This is a genomic window from Streptomyces carminius (assembly GCF_002794255.1).
In the GTDB taxonomy this organism is placed as follows: domain Bacteria; phylum Actinomycetota; class Actinomycetes; order Streptomycetales; family Streptomycetaceae; genus Streptomyces; species Streptomyces carminius.
In genome coordinates, this window is record NZ_PGGW01000008.1 from 222,874 (window position 1) to 243,879 (window position 21,006).

22 protein-coding genes are annotated in these 21,006 nt (G+C 76.5%); 10 read left to right on the forward strand and 12 right to left on the reverse strand.

The genetic code is table 11. From position 1 onward, the window contains the following. Positions 1 to 122 precede the first annotated feature (122 nt). The gene (locus CUT44_RS01855; protein ID WP_100200299.1) at positions 123 to 650 is read right to left on the reverse strand and encodes a hypothetical protein; all 528 of its coding nucleotides are present in this window, start codon (positions 648 to 650) and stop codon (positions 123 to 125) included. A gap of 99 nt (positions 651 to 749) precedes the next feature. Here CUT44_RS01855 and CUT44_RS01860 point away from each other — a divergent pair, with 99 nt between their 5' ends. From CUT44_RS01860 to CUT44_RS01890, 7 genes are all read left to right on the forward strand, one after another. Beyond that, positions 750 to 1,679 (forward strand): pseudouridine synthase, encoded by a 930-nt coding sequence (locus CUT44_RS01860; protein WP_100200300.1) that lies wholly within the window; start codon positions 750 to 752, stop codon positions 1,677 to 1,679. 99 nt (positions 1,680 to 1,778) lie between these two features. After that, positions 1,779 to 2,468, forward strand: coding sequence for an HAD family hydrolase (locus CUT44_RS01865; RefSeq protein ID WP_100200301.1), 690 nt, complete (start codon positions 1,779 to 1,781; stop codon positions 2,466 to 2,468). Between the two features lie 358 nt (positions 2,469 to 2,826). Further along, a complete protein-coding gene (locus CUT44_RS01870; RefSeq protein WP_233221111.1) occupies positions 2,827 to 4,089 on the forward strand; it encodes a polyprenyl synthetase family protein in 1,263 nt (420 codons plus the stop codon). Continuing rightward, a complete protein-coding gene (gene crtI, locus CUT44_RS01875) occupies positions 4,086 to 5,642 on the forward strand; it encodes a phytoene desaturase family protein (protein WP_100200303.1) in 1,557 nt (518 codons plus the stop codon). The genes CUT44_RS01870 and crtI overlap by 4 nt, the downstream gene beginning before the upstream one ends. Next, the gene (locus CUT44_RS01880) at positions 5,639 to 6,655 is read left to right on the forward strand and encodes a phytoene/squalene synthase family protein (protein ID WP_100200304.1); all 1,017 of its coding nucleotides are present in this window, start codon (positions 5,639 to 5,641) and stop codon (positions 6,653 to 6,655) included. Before crtI ends, CUT44_RS01880 begins: the two co-directional genes overlap by 4 nt. Next, a complete protein-coding gene (locus CUT44_RS01885; RefSeq protein WP_100200305.1) occupies positions 6,652 to 7,740 on the forward strand; it encodes a DUF5914 domain-containing protein in 1,089 nt (362 codons plus the stop codon). Before CUT44_RS01880 ends, CUT44_RS01885 begins: the two co-directional genes overlap by 4 nt. Before the next feature lie 179 nt (positions 7,741 to 7,919). Next, positions 7,920 to 8,195: a hypothetical protein gene (locus CUT44_RS01890; protein WP_100200306.1), complete on the forward strand. Its 276-nt coding sequence runs from the start codon at positions 7,920 to 7,922 to the stop codon at positions 8,193 to 8,195. A 284-nt stretch (positions 8,196 to 8,479) separates the two neighbouring features. Here CUT44_RS01890 and CUT44_RS01895 read toward each other — a convergent pair whose 3' ends face one another. The 3 genes from CUT44_RS01895 to CUT44_RS01905 all read right to left on the reverse strand — a co-directional run bounded on the left by CUT44_RS01895 (position 8,480) and on the right by CUT44_RS01905 (position 12,164). Next, positions 8,480 to 10,084, reverse strand: a complete 1,605-nt coding sequence (locus CUT44_RS01895; protein ID WP_100200307.1) for an NAD(P)/FAD-dependent oxidoreductase — start codon at positions 10,082 to 10,084, stop codon at positions 8,480 to 8,482. Positions 10,085 to 10,194: 110 nt separating this feature from the next. Next, complete coding sequence (locus CUT44_RS01900) at positions 10,195 to 11,430, reverse strand: lycopene cyclase family protein (RefSeq protein ID WP_233221113.1); 1,236 nt, start codon at positions 11,428 to 11,430, stop codon at positions 10,195 to 10,197. 74 nt (positions 11,431 to 11,504) lie between these two features. Next, complete coding sequence (locus tag CUT44_RS01905; RefSeq protein ID WP_100200308.1) at positions 11,505 to 12,164, reverse strand: DUF4232 domain-containing protein; 660 nt, start codon at positions 12,162 to 12,164, stop codon at positions 11,505 to 11,507. A 78-nt stretch (positions 12,165 to 12,242) separates the two neighbouring features. On the opposite strand from CUT44_RS01905, the gene CUT44_RS01910 reads away from it, so the two are divergent. Together CUT44_RS01910 and CUT44_RS32955 are read left to right on the forward strand one after the other, a co-directional pair. Then, a complete protein-coding gene (locus tag CUT44_RS01910) occupies positions 12,243 to 12,881 on the forward strand; it encodes a helix-turn-helix domain-containing protein (RefSeq protein WP_100200309.1) in 639 nt (212 codons plus the stop codon). 68 nt (positions 12,882 to 12,949) lie between these two features. Beyond that, positions 12,950 to 13,102 carry a DUF6126 family protein gene (locus CUT44_RS32955; RefSeq protein WP_158239554.1) on the forward strand — a complete coding sequence of 51 codons (153 nt, stop codon included), beginning with the start codon at positions 12,950 to 12,952 and terminating at the stop codon, positions 13,100 to 13,102. Positions 13,103 to 13,135: 33 nt separating this feature from the next. Here CUT44_RS32955 and CUT44_RS01915 read toward each other — a convergent pair whose 3' ends face one another. The 5 genes from CUT44_RS01915 to CUT44_RS01935 form a co-directional block, all read right to left on the reverse strand. After that, entirely contained in the window at positions 13,136 to 13,792 is a 657-nt protein-coding gene (locus CUT44_RS01915; RefSeq protein WP_100200310.1) for an acetoacetate decarboxylase family protein, read from the reverse strand. 291 nt (positions 13,793 to 14,083) lie between these two features. Then, on the reverse strand, positions 14,084 to 15,091 hold the full coding sequence (locus tag CUT44_RS01920; protein ID WP_100200311.1) for a cytochrome c oxidase assembly protein: 1,008 nt from the start codon (positions 15,089 to 15,091) through the stop codon (positions 14,084 to 14,086). Positions 15,092 to 15,096: 5 nt separating this feature from the next. Next, positions 15,097 to 15,588, reverse strand: coding sequence for a DUF2243 domain-containing protein (locus CUT44_RS01925; RefSeq protein WP_100200312.1), 492 nt, complete (start codon positions 15,586 to 15,588; stop codon positions 15,097 to 15,099). A gap of 116 nt (positions 15,589 to 15,704) precedes the next feature. Further along, positions 15,705 to 16,931, reverse strand: a complete 1,227-nt coding sequence (locus CUT44_RS01930) for a PP2C family protein-serine/threonine phosphatase (RefSeq protein WP_100200313.1) — start codon at positions 16,929 to 16,931, stop codon at positions 15,705 to 15,707. A 469-nt stretch (positions 16,932 to 17,400) separates the two neighbouring features. Continuing rightward, positions 17,401 to 18,018 (reverse strand): hypothetical protein, encoded by a 618-nt coding sequence (locus CUT44_RS01935; RefSeq protein WP_100200314.1) that lies wholly within the window; start codon positions 18,016 to 18,018, stop codon positions 17,401 to 17,403. Positions 18,019 to 18,165: 147 nt separating this feature from the next. Between CUT44_RS01935 and CUT44_RS01940 the strand changes: the two genes are divergently transcribed. Further along, a complete protein-coding gene (locus CUT44_RS01940; protein WP_100200315.1) occupies positions 18,166 to 18,702 on the forward strand; it encodes a GNAT family N-acetyltransferase in 537 nt (178 codons plus the stop codon). A gap of 67 nt (positions 18,703 to 18,769) precedes the next feature. Here CUT44_RS01940 and CUT44_RS34445 read toward each other — a convergent pair whose 3' ends face one another. Genes CUT44_RS34445 through CUT44_RS01950 form a run of 3 tightly spaced genes read right to left on the reverse strand, consistent with a single transcriptional unit; the run spans position 18,770 to position 21,002 of the window. After that, positions 18,770 to 18,901: a DUF6893 family small protein gene (locus tag CUT44_RS34445; protein ID WP_269846158.1), complete on the reverse strand. Its 132-nt coding sequence runs from the start codon at positions 18,899 to 18,901 to the stop codon at positions 18,770 to 18,772. Then, entirely contained in the window at positions 18,898 to 19,788 is an 891-nt protein-coding gene (locus tag CUT44_RS01945) for a hydrogenase maturation protease (protein ID WP_100200316.1), read from the reverse strand. The genes CUT44_RS34445 and CUT44_RS01945 overlap by 4 nt, the downstream gene beginning before the upstream one ends. Continuing rightward, entirely contained in the window at positions 19,785 to 21,002 is a 1,218-nt protein-coding gene (locus CUT44_RS01950; protein WP_100200317.1) for a hypothetical protein, read from the reverse strand. The genes CUT44_RS01945 and CUT44_RS01950 overlap by 4 nt, the downstream gene beginning before the upstream one ends. Between the last annotated feature and the right edge of the window lie 4 nt (positions 21,003 to 21,006).

The following is a 21,006-nucleotide window of genomic DNA, read 5'->3' on the forward strand; positions in this document are numbered from 1 at the left end:
TCGTCTTCTTCTCCAACCGGTCCGGCTGCCTCGGCTCGCTCCTGATCAGCCTGGCCGGCACGGCTCTGCTGTTGCTGGTGCTCTACAGCTGCCGGGGCGCCTGACGCCGGGACCGGCGCGGTTCAACGGTCCGTCGCGGACGGCAGCGGTTCCCCGCACCGCTCGCAGCGGACGGCGCCCGCCGTCTCGTTCATGCGGCCGCAGGCCGGGCAGACCCGGTCCAGCATGCACGGCGGCTCACCGCCGTCCGCCGCGGCCACCGCGTCCGCCGCGGGAGAGGGCGGGCGGGCGCCGACGGTCATGCCCGGCCGCCGCCGGTGAACGGTCAGGTAGACCAGCCCGTCGGGCCCCGCCCGCAGCGACCGCCGCGAGGTGCGCGGCAGCCACACCAGCCGCTGGGGCGCGAGCGCCTGCCGTCCGCCCGCGCCGTCCTCGAGCTCCCCGCCGCCGCCGACCACCAGCAGCAGTACGTCCAGATCGTTCTCGGCGTGCTCGCCGACGGCCGCCCCCGGCGGCAGCCGCACCAGATTGGCGTCGAGCTGCCGGCCGGACTCGGCCAGCCGCCACAGGGCGCCGCCGCGCTCCGCGGGCGCCCGGTCGGCGCGGTCGCCGAGATCGGCCAGAACACGGGGTGTCTCCTGCTCGGACACGGCACCTCCTGGGGACGGGCGGTCCGATCCTATGCCCGGTCCGTACCGCCGGGCCCGTCCCGTTCCGTACCGCCTTCCCGCGTAGGCTTGGGCACCGCGATGAGACGCAGACGCACGGCACCGCCCGCCCCGCTGCCCCAGCGGCACGGCATAGACCCGGTCCGCCTCCGGCTGCCCGGGACCGGTGACTGGGCGACGGTCCGCGACCACCTGGTCGACCGGCTGCCCGCGGTGCCGCCGGAACGGATCGACGCCATGCTGTCCGGCGGCGCGGTGTGGGGCGCCGGCGGGCCGCTCGCCCCGGGAGCCCCGTACACGCCGGGGGCGTACGTGTGGTTCCACCGGGAGCTGCCGGACGAGGTGCCGGTGCCGTACGAGGTGGAGGTGCTGTACCGCGACGACGTCCTGGTCGTGGCGGACAAACCGCACTTCCTGGCCACCACCCCGCGCGGCCGGCATGTCACCGAGACCGCCCTGGCCCGGCTCCGCCGCGATCTGGCACTGCCCGAACTCAGCCCGGCGCACCGGCTGGACCGGCTCACCGCGGGCCTGGTGCTGTTCACCGTCCGCCCCGCACACCGCGCCGCCTACCAGAACCTCTTCCGGGACCGGCGGGTGCACAAGGAGTACGAGGCCGTCGCACCGTACGACCCGGCCCTGGAACTGCCCCGCACGGTGCGCAACCGCATCGTCAAGGAGCGCGGGGTCATCGCCGCGTACGAGGTGCCGGGGGAGCCCAACAGCGTCAGCCGGATCGAGCTGGCCGGGCGCCGCGGCGGACTCGGCCGCTACCGGCTGCTGCCCCGCACCGGCCGCACCCACCAGCTGCGGCTGCACATGAGCGGTCTGGGCGTCCCCATCCTGGGCGACCCGGTCTACCCCCGCCCCGTCGAGCGCGCCCCGGACGACTTCGGCAGCCCGTTGCAGCTGCTGGCCAAGGTCCTGGAGTTCACCGATCCCGTCACCGGCCGCCCCCGGCGGTTCACCAGCCGCCGCGCCCTGTCCGCCTGGAGCGGCCCGGACGGGTGAGGCGCGTCCATGACCGCGGCCCGTCCGGGTACCCGGGCACCTGGAGAACCCGGAGAAGCCGGGTGCGACGGACGGCACGGGCCGGCGGAAGGACAGCACATGAGCGGCGGCGGAACGGGACGGGCGGTGCTCTTCGACGTGGACGGCACCCTGGTGGACACCACCTATCTGCACACCGTGGCCTGGTGGGAGGCGCTGAGGCAGGCGGGCCGCCGGGTGCCGATGTCCCTGATCCACCGGACCATCGGCATGGGCAGCGACCAGCTCCTCGACCGGCTGCTGGGCGAGGACCACGATCCGGCGGAGGCCGGGGCCGTCACCGCCGCCCACCGGACCCTGTACGCCGAGTACTGGCCGCGGCTGGCCCCGCTGGAGGGAGCCGCCGAGCTGCTGCGGGCCTGCGCGGAGCGGGGCTGGACGGTCGTACTGGCCAGCTCTGCGCACGGCGACGAGCTGGCGGTGATGCGGCGGGCGGTGGGCGCGGACGACGTGGTCGCCGGCGCGACCAGCTCCGACGACGTCGAGGCCAGCAAACCGGCACCCGACCTGGTGGTCTCCGCACTCGACCGGGCCGGTGTCGCCCCCGACCGGGCGGTGTTCGTGGGCGACACCGTGTGGGACGTGGCCGCCTGCGAGCGGGCGGGCGTGCCCTGTCTGGGCGTGCTCTCCGGCGGGCTGACCCGGCAGGAGTTGCTGGACGCGGGCGCCGTGGAGGTCTACGAGAACCCGGCGGACCTGCTGGCCCGCCTCGACGACAGCCTGCTGGGCCGCTCGCCGGGCACGGCGTGAGCCCTGGCAGGGCCGTCCACGGCGACCGTCCACGGCGGCCGGGGCCCGCGCCGACGGCGCACCCGGCCCGTGGCGCGGGTCTGCGTCGATCGGGTGGAGACGAGCCGTGAGCCACCGCCGTACACCCCCGCCTGCCAGGGGCGCGGAAGGCCGGCGGCCACAATTCCGGCAGAGGGTCCGCAACGGTTCCACCGGGGTTTCCGGCCACCGAGCGGGGGCACCCGCCCACAACCGTCACAGCGCCCAACGCCCCTGATGGTGACGAGGAAAGGGCCATGATGCTCGCCAGCAGTACCCCGTCCGCGGCCGTGTCCGTACGGCCTGCCACCGCCGGCCCCCGCACCGGGCGGTCCGCGGCGTGAGAAACCCGACTGCCATGATCAGCCCGGGTGCCCCCGGCGGCGCCCACGACGGACAGCCGGAGCCGGCCCGGCCACCCGTACCGCCGGCATCCGCGCCGGCACGGGAAGCACGCGGGGCGGCCGCCTCCGGTACCGACGAGGTCCGCCCCCGGGTGGAGAAGGCCCTGCGCGACTACGTGGCCGAGCGGTGTGCCGAGGCCGAGGACATCGACGGCACCTTCGGTGCCCAGCTGGCCGCCGGGATCTCGCGGTTCGCGCTGCGCGGCGGCAAGCGGACACGGGCCGGCTTCCTGTGGTGGGGCTGGCGGGCCGCCGGCGGCGCCCCGCACGGCACCGGCGCGCCCGCCGTCCTGCGGACCGCCGCGGCCCTGGAACTGCTGCAGACCTGCGCCCTGGTCCACGACGACCTGATGGACGACTCGGCCCTGCGCCGGGGCCGCCCGGCCCTCCACGTCGACTTCGCCCGCCGCCACCGGCAGGACGGCATGGTGGGCCGCCCCGAGACGTACGGGACCTCGGTGGCCGTCCTCGCCGGGGATCTCGCGCTGGCCTGGGCCGACGACCTGTTCACCGAGTCCCTGCCGGACGACGCGGCGCTCCGGCGCGAGGCCCAGCGGGCCTGGCGGGCGATGCGGACCGAGACCGTGGCCGGGCAGTTCCTGGACCTGCACAACCAGGCGGCCGGCCGGCCCTCGGCGTCCGCCGCGCTGCGGGTCGCCTACCTCAAGAGCGCCCTCTACACCGTCGAGCGGCCCCTGCAGCTGGGTGCGGTCCTGGGCGGGGCCGGTCCCGGGCTCGTCGGCGCGCTGCGCTCCGCGGGCCGGGACGCGGGGCTGGCCTTCCAGTTGCGGGACGACCTGCTGGGCGTCTTCGGCGATCCCCGGAGCACCGGCAAGCCCGCGGGGGACGACGTGCGTGAGGGCAAGACCACCTATCTGGTGGCGCTCGCCCTGGAGCGGGCCGAGGCGCTCGGCGACACGTCGGCCCTGGCGGTGCTGCGCGGCAGCCTGGGCGACCGCACGCTGACCCCGAAGCGGCTGGAACGTTTCCGCGGGGTGCTGGCCGGGCTGGGGGTGCGAGCCGCGGTGGAGGAGCGGATCGAACGGCTCGGCGAACTCGCCGAGCGCAGGCTGTACGGCGTCTGCGAGGACCCGGTCGTCGCGGACCGGCTGGCCGCCATGGTCCGCGCCGTGGCCGGAATGGACGGTGCGCACGGTGTCCGGGTTGCCGCCGGACCGGAGACGGAGGCGCGGCGGTGAGACGCGTCCAGGGACGTACCGATCACGTGGTGGTCGTCGGCGCCGGGCTGTCCGGGCTGGCGGCCGCCCTGCACCTCCTCGGCGCCGGACGCCGGGTGACGGTCCTCGAACGCGACCCGGGGCCCGGCGGCCGGGCCGGGCGGCTGGAGCACGGCGGCTACCGCATCGACACCGGGCCGACCGTGCTGACCATGCCGCACCTGCTCGACGAGGCGCTGGCCGCGGTGGGCGAGTCGGTGGAGAAGCGGCTGGAGCTGCTCCCCCTGCACCCGGCCTACCGGGCCCGCTTCGCCGACGGCTCCGCGCTGGACGTCCACACCGGCGCCGAGGCCATGGCCGAGGAGGTGCGCCGTTTCGCCGGACCCGCCGAGGCGGCCGGCTACCTGCGGCTGCGCCGCTGGCTGGAGCGCCTGTACCGGGCCCAGATGGGGCGCTTCATCGACAGCAACATCGACCACCCCCTGCAACTGCTCCACCCGGACCTCGCCCGGCTCGCCGCCCTGGGCGGCTTCGGACGGCTGGAGGGGCAGGTGGGACGGTTCCTGGCCGACGAGCGGCTGCGCCGGGTCTTCACCTTCCAGTCGCTGTACGCCGGGGTGGCGCCCGCCAGGGCGCTGGCCGCCTACGCGGTCATCGCCTACATGGACACCGTCGCCGGGGTCTGGTTCCCCCGCGGCGGCATGCACGCCGTGCCCGCCGCACTGGCCGGCGCCGCCCGCGACGCGGGCGCCGAACTGCGGTACGGGTGCGAGGTGACACGCCTGGAACAGCGGACCGGACGGGTGGTGGCCGTCCACACCGGCGACGGCGACCGCGTCCCCTGCGACGCGGTCGTCCTCACCCCCGACCTGCCCGTCGCCTACCGGCTGCTGGGCCGCGCCCCCCGCCGCCCACTGGCCCTGCGGCACTCGCCCTCGGCGGTGGTGCTGCACGCCGGGGTCCGCCGCACCCGGAACGAACTGGCCCACCACAACCTCTTCTTCGGTGCCGCCTGGCGGCGCACCTTCACCGAGCTCACCTGTACCGGAAGCCTGATGAGTGATCCTTCCCTGCTGGTCACCCGCCCCACGGCCACCGACCCCGCGCTGGCCCCGCCGGGGCGCGAACTGCTCTACGTCCTGGCGCCCTGCCCCAACACCGACACCGGACCGCTGCCCTGGGACGAGTTGGCGCCCCGCTACCGGGACACCCTGGTGGCCGAGCTGGAGAGCCGGGGCCTGACCGGGCTGGACGCGGACATCGAGACGGAGCACCTGGTCACCCCGGTGGACTGGGCCGCGCAGGGGCACGCCGCGGGCACCCCCTTCTCCGCCGCCCACACCTTCTGGCAGACCGGGCCGTTCCGCCCGGGGAACCTGGTGCGCGGCGTGGACAACGCCGTCCTGGCCGGCTGCGGCACCACTCCCGGCGTGGGCGTGCCGACCGTGCTGATCTCCGGGAAGCTGGCCGCCCGGCGCGTCACCGGCCCGCCACCGGCGGCCGGCGCGCCGCGCCGCGCCGGCCGCCGTACCGCCCACCTCCCCGCTGCCGCCGGGGAGGTGGGACAGCCGTGACCGCCCGGGAACTGGACGCCGCGGGCGTCACCGATCCGCGGCTGCGTCACGCCTACACCGTCTGCCGCCGGCTCAACGCCCGGCACGGCAGGACGTACTTCCTGGCCACCCGGCTGCTGCCGGTCGAGCGGCGTCCGGCCGTGCACGCCCTGTACGGCTTCGCCCGCTGGGCGGACGACATCGTCGACGACCTCGGCACCGGCCGCACCCCCGCCGAGCGCGCCGGGGAACTGGACGCGCTGGAGAAGGAGCTGCGCGCCGGACCGAGCGCGGACAGCACCGTCCCCGTGCTGCGCGCGCTGGCCCACACCGCCGCCGCCTACCGCATCGATCCCGGACTGTTCGCCGATTTCATGGCCTCCATGCGGATGGACCTGGACATCTCGGACTACCCCACCTACCGGGACCTGTACGCCTACATGCACGGCTCGGCCGCAGTCATCGGCCTGCAGATGGTGCCCGTGCTGGGCACGGTGGTCCCGCGCGGGGAGGCCGAGCCGCACGCGGCGGCCCTGGGGGTGGCCTTCCAGCTCACCAACTTCCTGCGCGACGTCGGCGAGGACCTGGACCGCGGCCGGGTCTACCTCCCGGGCGAGGTCCTCACCGCCCACGGGGTGGACCGCGAACTGCTGCGCCGGTGCCGCGACACCGGACGCGGCCACCCCCGGGTGCGCGCGGCACTGCGCGAGGTCGCCGCGCACACCCGGTCGGTGTACCGCGAGGCCCGCCCCGGCATCGCCATGCTCGACCCCGTCGCCCGGCCCTGCATCCGTACGGCGTTCACCCTCTACGGCGGCATCCTGGAGCGGATCGAGGACGCCGGCTACGACGTGCTGCACCGCCGGGTCGCCGTGCCCGGCCGCCGCCGGGCCGCCGTCGCCCTGGACGGACTGGCCCGGCTCGCCGCCGCCCGGGCGCGGCACCGCGCCGTACCCGCCGGGCGGCCGGCCGAGGACCCGGAACCCGCCGGCCGCCCGGCCCGCACCGTCTTCCGCAGGAGGGCCCTGCCATGACCCGCGAACCACTCCGCCGAAGCGGCGGCCCGTCCCGCCCCGCTCGCTTTCCCGTCCGCCGTCCCCTCCGCCTCCCCACCCTGCCGCGCCGCGGGCTGCCGCTGCGGCCGGCCGCCCCGGTGGACTGGGCCACACAGCGGCCCACCTGGCGCGACGCCTCACCGGCCGTCATCGCGGCCGCCCTGAAACGGGCCACCGCCCGGCCCTCGGGGAACTGGTACGTGCTGGGACCGTCCGAGCGGATACGGCCCGGCCGCGCCCACGGACGCACCGTCGCGGGCACGGAGGTGGTCGCCTGGCGCGACGAGGCCGGCCGGCTGACCGCGGGACCCGGCGCCTGCCCCCACCTGGGCGCGCCGCTGAAGGACAGCCCCGTGCACTGCGGCCGACTGGTCTGCCACTGGCACGGGCTGGCCCTGGACGGCCGCGGCGGCGCCGGCTGGGAACCGTACCCGGTCCACGACGACGGCGTCCTGGCCTGGGTCCGGCTGGACGCGGCCGGCGGCGAGGAGCCGCTGGAGCGCCCGGTGGTACCCGAACGGCCCGCCCGGGACGCCTCGCTGTGCGCGGTCACCGAGGCCGAGGGCGTCTGCGAACCGGAGGACGTCGTCGCCAACCGCCTCGACCCCTGGCACGGCGCCTGGTTCCACCCCTACTCCTTCACCGGTCTGACGGTGCTCCAGGCACCCGGGACCGGCCCGGAACCCTCCGACCCGGCCGAGGACCGCTTCACCGTCCAGGTCACCTTCCGGGTGGCCTCGCGCGGCGCGGTCCCGGTGCGGGCGGTCTTCACCGCCCCCGAGCCGCGCACCGTGGTGATGCGCATCACCGAGGGGGAGGGGGTGTCGTCGGTGGTGGAGACGCACGCCACCCCGCTGGGCGAGGACGAGCGGGGCCGGCCCCGTACCGTCGTCACCGAGGCGGTGCTCGCCACCTCCGACCGCCCCGGCTTCGCCCTGGCCCGGGCGGCGGCCCCGCTGCTGCGCCCGCTGGTGCGGCGCACCGCGGCCCGGTTGTGGCGCGACGACCTCGCCTACGCCGAACGGCGGTGGCAACTGCGCAGCACGGGCCGTTTTCCCGGCTGAGCCTTCCGGGAGCCGGCATCCGCCCTCCGGCCGGAACCGTTCATTCGAAACAGTGAAAGACCGGGCAGCGCGCACGTGCTGCCCGGCTCCCGGGTTCCCCCCTGATGGGATGTCCGCCATCGGAACGACACCGCGCCGCCGCGCACGGCGCGGCACGCACACCCATGGAGGGACCCGTCGTGAAAACCAGGAAGATCTTCCCCTTGCTCGTCGCCGTGGCCGCCGTGGCGGCCGTGTCCGCGGGAACGGCGGGCGCCGCCCCGCTCCCCGTCGGACAGCCGGTCCCGGCCCCGCAGCGGAATGACGACGCGCAGCGGTACCGGCTCCTCGTCCAGTGCAGCGACGGCCGCCAGTACGGGGGCGAGAGCACGGCCCCGCCCGGGGACCTGAGCGGAGTCCAGGAGCACTGCCCCTCCGGGACGACCGCGACCGGCTGGAGCTGGCAGACCGACTGAGACCCCCGCGGGGCGGCCGGTGCCGCGACCGGAAGGGGCTGCCGGGAAGCGCGCGGCGCCCGGTGCGGTGCGTCGCAGGGCGGAGGACCGCCCGCGTACCGGGCGCACTCGGGCGACTCCGGCGACGCGGCCGGGGCACCTCCCGGCGGCAGCCGGGGGAGTGGTGTGCCCGGGGCGCCTCCGGGCCGCCGGGCCCGGGGGCGCCGCGAGCCGGTTGACCCTCCCGGCCGCAGCGCGCCCCGGGGCCTGGCCGACGGCGGCCCCGGCCTCGCGGGGCAGTACACCTAGTCCCGGGTCCGGCCCCGGTCACCCAGCGCCGCCAGCGCCCGCAGCGGTGCCGAACGCCCGGCGTTGGGCACCGTCCACAGCGTTTGCCCCCGCACCCCCCAGCGCTCCAGCAGCGCGTTCGCCGCCAGGAAGCCGGTGGTGGCCGCCCGCTCCATCAGCGCCACCGGCAGATCCACCCGGACGCAGTCCCCGGCGAGCACCACACCCGGGTCGGGGGTGCGCACCGGGGGGCGGTCGGCGAAGGACCCCACCGCGAACAGCGGGCAGTCCGCCCGCCACTCGTGCACCGCGTCCACCACCCGCGCCGGGCGGGTCTCCGGCCAGAGCCGGTGCAGTTCGGCGAGCAGCGCCTCCTGCACGGCGGCGCGGTCGGCGCCGGGCGGGACGGCGTACGCGTGCAGCTCCACCACCGAACCGCCGGTGCGCCGCGCCCAGCGGGCCGCCTCGCCCTCCCAGCGCTCCAGCACGCTGACGTTGTCCAGCGGACCGTAGCCGCTGGTGCCCAGGAAACCGGGGCGCTCGGGGCGGACGGGGCGGTCCAGCCACAGCCGGGTCACCAGGAAGGGCGGGGCGGTGCGCAGCCGGGCGACACGGTCGCGCCAGGCGGGATCGCCCAGACGAGGGGAGCCGGCCACCACCTGCCGCAGTCCGGCGGTGTCCAGGGCCAGGACCACCGCGTCGTACCGCTGCGGCGCGCCGCCCCCGGCGACCACCTCGTAACCGCCCGACGAGGTGGGGGAGACCGTCTCCACGGCCGTGTCCGTACGCGTCTCGGCGCCGTGGCCGCGCAGGTACTTCGCCAGCGGCTCCCACAGGGCGGTGGGGAAGGGCTCGTTGGCCACGTCGAAGAGCAGTCCCTCGCCGGAGCCCAGGAAGTAGATGTGGAACATCAGCGCCAGCTCGGCGGCCGACAGCTCCCCGGGATCGGCGAAGAAGCTGCGGGAGAAGACCTGGAAGGCCAGATGCCGGGCGCCGGCGGGGAAGCGGACGCGGTCCAGGAAGTCGGCGGCGCTGATCCCGTCGAGCCGCTCGAACACCTGCGGCACCCGTACGTCCAGCAGCGGCAGGGCCGCCACCGGGTCCATGCGCAGCAGCCCCGGCAGTGTGAACGTGGGGCTGAGGGCGGCGAAGCCGAGCGCGTTCCACGGCGGGGTGCGGGGCACCCGGGCGAAGCCGTCCCGGGCGCCGCCGCTGTGGACCAGGGGGTAGTCGGGCAGCCCGGAGAGCATCCCCAGCGAGCCGTCCACCCGGCGCAGCAGCCCGCGCAGGTTGTAGTACTGGCGGAAGAAGGCATGGAAGCCGCGGCTCATCGTCACCGCCGAGCCGTCCGCCAGCGTCACCGGCCAGCCGGCCAGCCGTCCGCCCAGTTGCGGCTCCCGCTCCAGGACGGTGACCCGCGCCCCGCGTTCGGCCAGCGCGGTGGCCGCCGCCAGCCCGGCGATGCCGCCGCCCGCGACGGCGACCCGCGGCGGCTCCCCGGCCACCGCCGGGCGTCCCGGCGCCGGGTGGAGGACGGCCGCGTGGCGGTCGCGCCCGCGCCGGGCGACCGGGCGGCCGGGTACGGCGGCCGGCCGTCGGTGGTGCGGTGGGAGCAGCGGCATGGGGGGAACACTCCTGTCGGACGAGGACGGCGGGGAACGGCGGGGAACACGGGAGCGGGGAACGGAGCGGCACCCGGGAGCGGCGCCGGGACGGCGGGGGAGAGGACGGCTCAGGACACGGCGGCGCGCCGCGGCAGTACGGGCAGTTCCACCGCCGAGCGCAGCATGGGCAGCACCGGAGTGCTCAGCCCGATGGCGAACTCCTCCCACCACCGGGAGCGGCCGTCGAGGAACCGCAGCAGCCGGTCGGGGGGGTTGCGCAGGAAAAGGTCGCTGAAGAACCGCGCCCCCGCCACCCGGCCGGTGTCCACGGCCCGCAGCATGACCGCGTCCATCGCCCGGTGGCGGGCGGCGTGCGCGGCGGGCGGCACCGGGACGCGCCCGCGGCGCCAGGCGTCGGCGATGGCGTCGCTCTGCCGCTGGACGGCGGCGAAGGTGTAGCCGGTGGCGGGCCGGGTGGCGCCGCCGGCCGTTCCGATGCGGAAGACACAGCGCCCGGCGCGGCGCGGGAAGACGGCGTCCGTCATGGGGATGACGCCCTGCTCGGTGCCGGTGACCGTCATTCCCCCCAGGCCCAGCACCCGGCCGGTGTAGTCCCGCAGCGCCCGCTCGTAGCCCTCCGGCGACAGCGGGGTGCGGGAGAACTCGGTGTACTCCACCAGCGCCTCCCGCCGTCCCAGCGGCAGGACGTAGCCGAAGGACAGTCCGTGGGCGGGCTGCGGGGTGCGGAAGTCCATCAGTTCCACGGCCGACGGGTCGAACGCGTCGGCGGAACAGCGCACGAACCAGCCGCGGAAGTGCTGGAGCAGCGTGCTGCGCGCGGGCGGGAGCCGCCGGGGCGGGCGGGAGTCGAACACCCAGCGGGCCCGCACCCGCACCGGGGCCCCCGCGGTGTCGGTGCCGTGGACGACGGCGCCGCCCGCCGGATCGTCCCGCACCCGGTCGACCACCGCGGTCAGCCGCCGTACCCGGGGCAGGGGCGCCAGCCGGGTATCCACCAGGGCGGCGAAGTCGGTGGAGCGGAGCATCTTGTAGCGCGCGGCGCCCAGGTGGGCCTCGGCGGTACGGCCGTCCGGACCGCGCACCCGCAGCCGGTCCCAGCCGGCCCGTACCGCCTCGTCGTACGGGCCCTCGCCGGTCTCCCAGAAGCACCAGGTGCGGGCCGGGGCGCGCACCGGCCCCTCGGGCGCCTCGACGAGGACGACGGTGGGCGCGGTGCCGTCCGGGCCGGGGGTGTAGGCCAGCCGGTGCACCAGGGACAGCCCGGCGGCGCCGGCGCCCACCACGGCGATGTCCGCGGGGGTGTCCGCGGGGGTGTCCGCGCCGGGATCTTCCAGATCGCTCACTCCGGCCGTCTTCCACGCCGTGCCCCCTCGTACACCGTTCGTGTCCGGCAGAACCCCTCGCGGCGGGGGCGGCCCTACCGCGGCACCGGTGCCCAGGGGCTCACGGCGAGCCTGCCGGTGTTGCCGAGGTCGAGGTGGGCGGGTACGGTCCGCGGCTCCCGGTCACCGAGCGGGTCGATCTCCACGGCGCTGCCGGTGGCGGCGGGCACCGTGGGGTCCGTGACGGTGTTGCGCCACACCAGGCGGGCCACCGCCGACTCGCCGGGGTCCAGGGGCACCGGTGCGGGGGCGTCGTCGAGCCCGCCGATGAGGGCGATCTCGGACACCTTGTGGAGGATCTCCACCTCCAGCGGCTCCCCGTCCCCGTCCAGCACCCGCACACCGGGACGGCCGCGGATGGTGCGGGAGGTCTCGCCGCAGTTCACCAGCCGGACGCCCAGCACCCGCAGCCCCATGGCCGCCTCCGCCTCCTCCGCCTGGACGCGCAGGCCCGAGGCCGGGCAGGAGGACGCGGAGGGGGAGGGCCGGGGGGAGGGGGACAAGCCGTACTGCACGTGCCCCTCGGGAAACGAGGAGGCGAGCCGGTCCGGGCGGGGGAAGGCCGAGGGGTGCGGGGAGGAGGCCGACGGGGCGGGCTGGGTGCCGCAGGCGGCCAGCAGGCCGATCACCGGGAGCAGCAGGGCCGGGCGGAGGGCCGGCCGACGCGCCCCGGACGCGGCTGTGGTGGTGTTCATCCGATCATCGTTCCATGGCTTCTTGCCCAAGAGGCAAAGAAATTGCCCGCCAGGCAGGTTTCTGGCTCAATCACCTCTGTGAACTCCTCATCCGAGGGCCCTGCCGAGGCGGCGGCCGGCACCCCGCCCGACGGTCTGCCGCCACGGATCGCCGCCCGGCTGCGCGAGCTGCGCCGGCGGGGCGGCCTGACCCTGGAGACCGCCGCCCGGCGCGCGGACCTGTCACCCGCCCACCTGTCCCGCCTGGAGACGGGCCGCCGCCAGCCCTCGCTGCCGTCGCTGCTCGCGCTCGCCCGGATCTACGGTACGACCGTGTCGGACCTGCTCGGCGAGACGGTGGCCGAACGGGACCCGGTGGTACGGGCCGGCCGTGCGGAGACGGTCACCGCGGACGGCTGGATCTACCGCCCGGCCGGAGGATCGGGCCGGGCGATGCAGGCACTGCGGGTCCACGTCCCCCACCGGCCGCGGCACGATCCGGTCCGGGTGCACCCCGGCGAGGAGTGGATCCACGTGCTCGGCGGCCGGCTGCGGCTGGTGCTGGAGGAGAACGAGCACCTCCTGTGGCCGGGGGACTCGGCGCACTTCGACTCGCTCACCCCGCACCGCATCGCGGCGGCGACCGCCGACGGCGCGGACCTGCTGTTCGTGCACACGTTGCTGCGCAGCACCGTCGCCGAACTGTGCGTCGGCGCGGCGGGGCCGCGTATCACCTGAAGGCTGCGGCCCCGGTTCCCCGTTTCCCGTTCCCGCCGGCTCCGGCCGGTCCGAAAGGCGGCATCACCATGTCCGAACAGCACCCCCGCCCCGCGGCGCCGATGAACGAGGAGCGGAAGTTCCCCCGCGGGCTCGTCGTCCGGCTCTTCGTCTACCTGATCGCCGGCCACCTGGTCGCGGCCTTCCTCTACCTGCTGTTCGAGCTGGGCGGCGGGCGGTGACGGCAGGCCCCGGACCGCGCACCGGCCCGGGGCTCAGCGGCGCATCGGCCCGGGAACGGTCATCCGGAAGGGGTCCACGGCCACCGCGAGCCGGGTGGTGGTGCGCTCCAGGGCAGGGAGCCGCTCCGGCCACGAGGTGACCGTCAGCGTCCCGGGGCGGAGGGTCCCCCGCAGCCGGCCGGGGACGAACAGCCGCCGCCCGGGCGAACCGGAGAAGCCCGGAAGGGGAAGCGGCACACCCGGCAGGCCCGGCCGCCCGGCCCCGAGGACCAACTCGGCCAGCGGACCGTCCCGGTCGGCGACGCGCACCGCCGTCCGCCCACCGGTGTCCGTCCAGACGAACTCGGCGAGTTCCTTGGGGAGTCCCCAGATGTCCCGCCCGCCGCGCACCGAGACGGCGTCGTCGACCCAGATACGGTCGACCAGCAGCCCGGCACGGCGGCCGCGGCGGACCAGCGGGCCGATGGCCAGCTCGTCGTAGCGCAAGGTGCCCTCCCGGTACCGGACCAGCCCGACGGCCAGCAGGGAGGGGGAGACCAGCGGGCGCAGATCCCCGGGGACGGGCAGTGGGCGGCGGAGCGGCAGGAGGCCGGCCCACAGTTTCCCCCGGAACCTCCAGGGTGCGGGCGGACAGGACGCACGGGTCCCCTCGGGGTCCTCCGGCACGCTGTCCGGAACGGGACCGGGCATGTTCCGTGACTCCTTCCGTGCCGGGCCCCGCCGGGGAGGGCGGGGAAGGGCGGCACCGGCGGTGTGCCCGTCGGCCGAACGACCGTACCCGTCCGTCCGGCACGGCCCCGGCGCGGCACCGCCCGGTGCCGCGCCGGGGCCGTGCCGGACGGACGGCGGCCGCCTCGCACGGGCTCCGGTGCTCCGGGGTGTCCGCCGGTCGGCGGGCGCCCCTCCGCACGGACCCGCCGGGCGGCGCGTCCTCCTCCCCTGAGCCCGGCTTCCTCTTCCAGAGGAACCGGAGTCAGTGGTTCACGGCTCCTCTGGGGGCGGGTCGGGCCGGGGGAGCCGACGGCCGACCGGTTCGGGGACGGACGTGCCGGCCGCCGGCTGTGTCAGCGCCACTGCTCCGCTGACCGCTGTGTGACTCCCTCGCGGGCTGTGTCCTCCGCTTACCCACCGACCGGGTGAACACGCATCCGGAGCACCACCGGGGACCGGGTGCCGCGCGGGAGCGGAACCCCGGACGGCCCGCCGGCCCCGGGCGAGGGCCCGGCCGGTGGCGGCGTACCACTGGACGGCCAGGACCGCGGCCAGGGCCACCTCGACCAAGTCGCCGCCGTAATACATCAGTTGGGCGCCGGTACGCAGATCGGCGCCCGCGAGGCCGGTACCGGGCGGGGGAGCGGCGTACAGGGACTTGGCCAGTACGGCGTGCGCGGCCCCGGCCCCCAGCAGCGCCGCACCGCGCCAGGGCAGACCCCAGCGGCGGCGCACCGGGTCGAGACGGCAGACGGCGAAGGTGAACAGCACACCCGCGGCGAGGACATGCAGGTGCAGCACGGCCGCCAGGAGCGGCCGGCCGTGTGCGGCGGCCCACAGCGGGGTGCGGTACAGCAGCCACAGCCCGCCCACGTCCACGGCCGCGGCCAGCGGCGGGAAGAGCAGCCACCCGGCGGGCCGGGAGTGCGCCGCGGCCAGCAGGGCACGCCGGAGAGGTCCCGGGCCCAGCACCCGCAGGACGAGGGTGAGCGGCCGGGCGAGCACCAGCAGCAGCGGAGCGGCCATGCCGGTGACCAGATGCCCGGCCATGTGCGCGGTGAACGGCCCGCCGGGCGGGTCGAGGACGGCGGCCGCGGCCAGGGCCGTGCCGCCCGCCGCGAAGCACAGGTCCCGCGAGGGTGGCCAGACATCACCGCGGCGGCGCAGCCGTAGGGCCGCGAGCAGGTAGCCGGCGACCACCGCCGCCGCGACCGCCGCGGCGAGCACGGCTGCGGGGGAGGGGCCCGAGCCGGCGGGGTGGAGGTGTTCCGGCGCCACCGGCGTCACCCGGCCTTCGCACGCCGCCGGCCGCGGCCCGCGCGCACGGCCAGGGCGGCGCCCGCGCCCAGCAGCACCAGACCCGCCGCGTTCCAGGCCAGGTCGTAGGGGAGCAGGTCGACGCCGTAACGGACCTGGTGCAGCCGCAGCAGCTTGTGGTCGACGATCCCGTCGAACAGCTGGAAACCGCCCAGCCCCAGGAGCAGCCCGGCCCGGGCGTGGGGGACGGACAGGGCGCGGCGGCGGCGCAGGTCCGCGTAGAGCACGAACCCGGCCACCAGACCCAGCAACTCGGCGGTGTGCAGCAGGCCGTCGGAGAGCAGTCCGACGGCGGGGGTGGCGCGGTCGTAGAAGTGGTGCCAGTTCAGCAGCTGGTGGAAGACGATCTCGTCGACCGCCGCCATGACCGCCGCGCCGATCAGCGCGCAGACGGCCAGCGACCGGCGCGGCCGGCGGCGGGCGTCCGGTGTGGGGGATGGCTGGGATGGCTGGGCCATGGTCTGTGCTGCCCTTCCGGGAGGGTGGGCGTACCGCGTCCGGTACGCCTACCCCGCCGTCCGCCGTGTCACGGCGGACGTCCCCCGGGGGCGCCGGGGGCGGGATCCTGCCGTCGTCAGCCGTGCAGGCCGGCCCGCTCCGCCGCCGGGGCGAAGTCCTCGGCGGAGGGGCCGAGCCACTGGCAGAGCAGGACGGTGGCGTCGTCCTGGAGCCGGCCGCCGTGGTGGTCGAGCACGGAGTGGACCAGCCGGCGCAGGGTCTCGGGGACGGGCAGACCGTCGGAGTGGTGGCGGACGATGAAGTCGACGAAGCGGCTCAGACCGAACTCGCGGTCACCGGGGCTGCGGGCCTCGGTGATGCCGTCGGTGTAGAACACGACGCGGTCGCCCGGTTCCAGCTGCTCCCGGCAGAGGGTGGTCCGCAGGCCCAGACCGGTGCCCAGCGGATGGGCGGGCGGGCAGCGCAGCAGGGTGCTCCAGCGTCCGCCGCGAATGACGACAGGGGGGTGGTGGCCGCGGTTGATCCAGGTGAACTCGCCGGTGCGGGTGTCCAGTTCCGCCAGGATGCCGGTGACATAGCGGCTGTGGCCGAACTGCTCGACCAGGGTCCGTTCGACCGCCTCGCCGGTCTCGGCCAGATCGGCGCCCTGCCGGCGGTGGTTGCGGCAGGCGGCCACGGCGAGGTTGACGGTGAGGCCGGCGGCGGTGTCGTGTCCCATGGCGTCGAACACCGCGAGATGCGCCACGGGCCCGGCGGTGGCGTAGTCGAAGGCGTCGCCGCTGACCTCGTAGGCGGGCTCCAGCGCGGCGCCGATCACCACCCGGCCGTCCGCGTAGGTCAGCGGGGGCATCAACTGCCACTGCATCTCGGCGGCGACCCCCATCGGCCGGGTGCGGACCAGACGGGCGTGGGTGTCGTTGTGGCCGCTCTTGCCGGCCAGGAGCAGCGCCGTCAGGGTGGCCAGCTGCTTCATGTCGTCGTGGGTGCGCTGGTCGTCGCCGGCGGTGGCGACGTGCATGGCGCCCAGCCGCTCGGTGCCGTCCACCAGGGGGACCCACCACCGGTACCCTTCGGGACCGGCTCCGGCGGCGGGCAGGGGCTGCCCGTGCTGGAAGGCCCGTCCGGGCACGGTGCCCTCGATCCTCAGCTCCGCCTCGCCGTCCGCCGCACCCGCCCCGGCCTCCTGCCCGCCCGGGGGCAGCAGGCGCAGTACGTACTGCTGCAGATCGGCCAGGTAGATCCGGATGTCGGTGAATCCCACGGGGGCCGCGTGCTCGGCCACGGCGTCCGGCACCAGCTCCAGGGGCAGCAGGTGACTGGCGGACAACAGGCCGGCGAGCATCTGCCGACTGCGGAGAGCACGTTCCGGCACGGTGGCTCCTTCCTGCTCCTGCTCTCCGGCGGCCGTCCGTGCGTCCGGACCCCCGTTCCGGGCATCATGACAGGTCGCGTGGTCCTGCCGGCGGCCGGCAGGACGGGGGAATCCGCCGGCCGCCGACGAGGAGGCGACCGGGGGCCTGTCATACGACTCCACCTGTCGGCACCCCGGGCGCACCCCCCGCCTACCCGGCACGGCGGGGCGCAAGCCTGCGGCGGCGACCGTTCCGGAACTCATCGGTCCGCTCCCGCCCTCCCCGTACCCGAAGGCGTACCCGGAGGCCGCCGGCCCGCCCGCCCCGGACCCTGCTGCGGCGGAACGCCCCTGCCGGCCGGGGCGCAGGCGGCCGTCTGCGCCCCGTGGAGCTCGTGCGCTCCTCGGCCTTGGCGTCCGGGGCCGGCGGTCACGCGCGGCAGGCCGTCACAGCCCTGGGCTACGGGGCAGCCGGGGGCGGGGCCGAGGACGAGGGGCAGGTCGCGGCCTGGGGGACGTCGTCACCGTGCCGGGTGAGGGAGCACAGCGTGGTGAAGCTGATCTTCCAGGTCCCCTCCTGGCGGACGGCGGTCCCCGTGGCGCCGGTGGCGACCGGGCTGCCCTCCCGGATGAGGGTGTAGCCGACCCTGGCGCGTTCGGGGGAGGTGAAGACCGTCCGGTCCACCCGTACGCGGAGCAGTTCGGCCCGCTCGTCACGGGTGAACCCCTCGATCATCAGCCGGTACAGCTCGCCGTCCTCGACCAGGGCGGCCCTGTCGTCGACCGACGTGGCGGTGAAGAACCCCTCCCAGTTCTCCCGGATCTCCTGGGCGGCCCCGGCCGGGTCCTCCGGTGCGGTGGCGGTCGCCGAAGGAGAGGGGGAGGCGGAAGGCGAGGAGGAAGGGGACGGAACGCCGCCCGGCGGATCGCCGGCGGGACGGGACGGGGCGGTCGCGGAGGAGCTGGGGCTCGGGGCGGGGGAGGGCTCCTCCCCGCCCCCACCACCGCAGGCCGCGGCGGCCAGCAGCGCCGTGAGCGCTGCGAGGACTGCTGTGCGCTGCCGGACGACGCTGGCCATGACCTCACCTCGGACGGATAGGGCGGTGTCCGTTGACTACCCGTGGTCGGGGAGCGCATGCCGGGCGTACGCGGGGCAACGGCACCCCGGCCGGCGGCACGGGGTTTCCGGTTGCCGTCGGCCCGCCCCGTACGGCAGCCTGCCCGGATGACCGAGATCCGGACTCTGACGGCGGACGACTGGCGGACCTGGCGCGAACTGCGGCTGGCGGCGCTCGCGGAGGCGCCCGGCGCGTTCGGATCCCGGCTCGCGGACTGGCAGGGCCCCGGCGACCGGGAGGAGCGCTGGCGCGCCCGGCTGGACCTCCCCGGCGCGTGCCACTTCCTCGCCCTGCTCGACGGCCGGCCCGCCGGGATGGCCGGCGGTGTCCCCGTTCCGGAGCCGGCCGGGGAGGGCGGTACGGCGGAGCTGATCTCGATGTGGGTCGCCCCCGCCGCCCGGGGCCGCGGAACGGGGGACGAACTGGTGCGGGCGGTGGTGCGGTGGGCCGCGGCGGCCGGGAACCGGGCGGTGCGACTGTCGGTCTTCTCCGGCAACACGCACGCGGCGGCCCTCTACCGCCGCCACGGCTTCGTGCCCACCGGGCCGGCCGGCGACCCGCTGCCCGACGGCCGCCGGGAGCACGTCATGGTCAGGACGCTGTCCACCGTCCGGCGGGAGAGCGCCGGTGCGCGGGGCGGGTGACCCGCGGTGTCCGGCCGACGCCGGCCGGACACCGGTCCGGCCCCGCCGGGGGCGCCCGCCGCTTCCGTCACATCGACCGGATCTTCGCGTACCGCCACAGCGCCGGTGCCTCTGCCACCAGTACCGCGACGGCGGCGGCGCCCAGGGCGCCCACGATCAGGCGCACCACGGCCGCGGGAATGCGGATGCCGTTTCTCACGGGGACTTCACCTCCTTCCCGGCGAGGGCCTCTGCGGTGACCGGCTCTCCGGCGGCCAGCCTCACCACCAGGGACTCCACCAGTACGACGGCCGCCGTGACGGCCCTCCGCACGGGCTCGCTGAGACCGACGGCCACATCCGGCTCGTCGCCGCGCATCCGCACCAGCGGCTCGCAGCCGACGACCAGGACCCGGGGGAGCGGCGCGCCGCCGTCGGCCGCCAGCCGCCGGGCCAGGGCCAGTACGCCGACCGGGTCCATGGCATGCGCCGCGGGCATGCCCGGGGACTCCTCCTCCCGGGGGATCTCCGCCTCGATGACCGACAGGGTGCCCGGCGCCCGCCCGCGGGGGACCGCGTCGACCAGCAGGGCGGTGCCGTACCCCTCCAACAGCCGGTAGGCCAGGTCCATGCCGCGGATGCCGAAGTCCGCGACCTGGACGCCCGCGGGCAGCGGGTGCCCGCGCAGCGCGGTGGCGACCTCCGGCCCGAACCCGTCGTCGGCGAGGAAGACGTTGCCGATCCCGGCCACCAGGATCCGGGCGCGGGCCGCCCCCGGCGCCGCGGGCGGCCCGGCCGGTTCCAGCTCCTCGGCGGAGAAGAAGAAGCGGTGGCCGATCTGGCTGCTCGCCCCCAGATCGCGCCCCGGATCGCCCACCAGGACGACCGCGACGTGGCTGCGGCCCTCGAAGTCCTCCTCGACGGCGACGATCTCGGCGGTGCGGCCGGTGAGTGCCAGGTCGAGGATGTCGGCGCCGGGGGACGGCCGCAGCCGCACCCGGTCGCCCCGGCCCAGCCGTACTCCGCCGATCACCGCCGTCCGGGCGGTGCCGGCGCCCGTGGTCCCCGGCTCCGCGGTCCCGGGGTCCGGGTGCGGCCGGCCGCTCATGCGTCCTCCCGGACGGGACGGAACTCGCGGATGGTGCCGTGCAGCGCGAGCAGCTCCTCGGGGCCGAGCCCGGCGCAGCGGTCCAGGATCTCCCGGGCCCGGGGGTCGCAGGCCCGGGCCTCCCGCTGCTCCTCCTCCGTCAGGCTCATCACGCCGAGGATCAGCAGCCGGTCGATCTCCGTGCCGTCGAACAGGTCGCCGGGGCTCTCCGGGGCGACCTCGGGGAAGTCGTAGAGGGTGACGGGGGAGGAGAGCACGGTGCGGGCGGACGACCCGCCGCCGTCCGCCTCCTCGCCCGCCTCCGGGGGAGCGCCGCCGTCGCCGCCGGCGGTCTCGTCGTCCACGAGCACCGGCCAGGTGCCCTGGTTCCCGCAGGCGCCGGCCGCCTCCCGCAGCCGCCGGGGCGGATCGACGAGCGAGACGAAGTACCCGGTGTCGCTGTGCAGCACCGTGTGGGTGGAGACGAAGGCGTACGAGCAGGCCTCCTCCCGGGCACCGCGGGCGTCCGCGTCGGGGACCGGGCACGGGGTGGTGTTCACGATGTCCACGGTCAGCCGGTACACACCGGCCGCACCGGCCGCACCGGCCTCGTCGGGGTCGTCGGCCCCGGCCGCCGCGGCGGGCTCATCGGCCCGGACGGGTTCGGCGGTGATCTCCACGGTGCCGCGCAGCGCCCGCCAGCGGCGCACCACGGCACCCGCGGGACGGCCCGCGCCGTCCCGCAGCGGCTCGCGGTCGGTGCCCGCCGGCACATCGACGGCGGCCCGCACCGGCCCGGGGAGGGCGGCCGCCAGAACCAGGGGGACGGACACCTCGCGCTCGGTCGCCTCCTGCCAGGCGAGGTGGCGCTCGCCGTCCACCGTCAGCTCGTCCACGGCCTCGGGGCCGTCGGGCCCCGCACGTTCCAGGCCGCGGTCCACGACGTGCAGGAACCGCACGCGGACCGACACCCGTGTCCGTCCGGCGGGGCGGCCGGAGGTGTCGAGCAGCACCTGGGTGCGCATCCGGTACGGCTCGCCCAGCGCGGTGGCACAGGTTTGCGGGAAGACCCCGCCGAAGGTCCAGCGTTTGGTGTTCTTCAGCGCGGACCTGCGGTACGGCCAGAGCAGATAACCCTCGTAGAGGCAGGTGCGCACGATTTTCTCGGCCTTCCCGGCGGGCGCGCCCCAGGGGGGTGCCGCGTCCGGGGGCGCTGCCGGTGTCACGTCGTTCATGGTG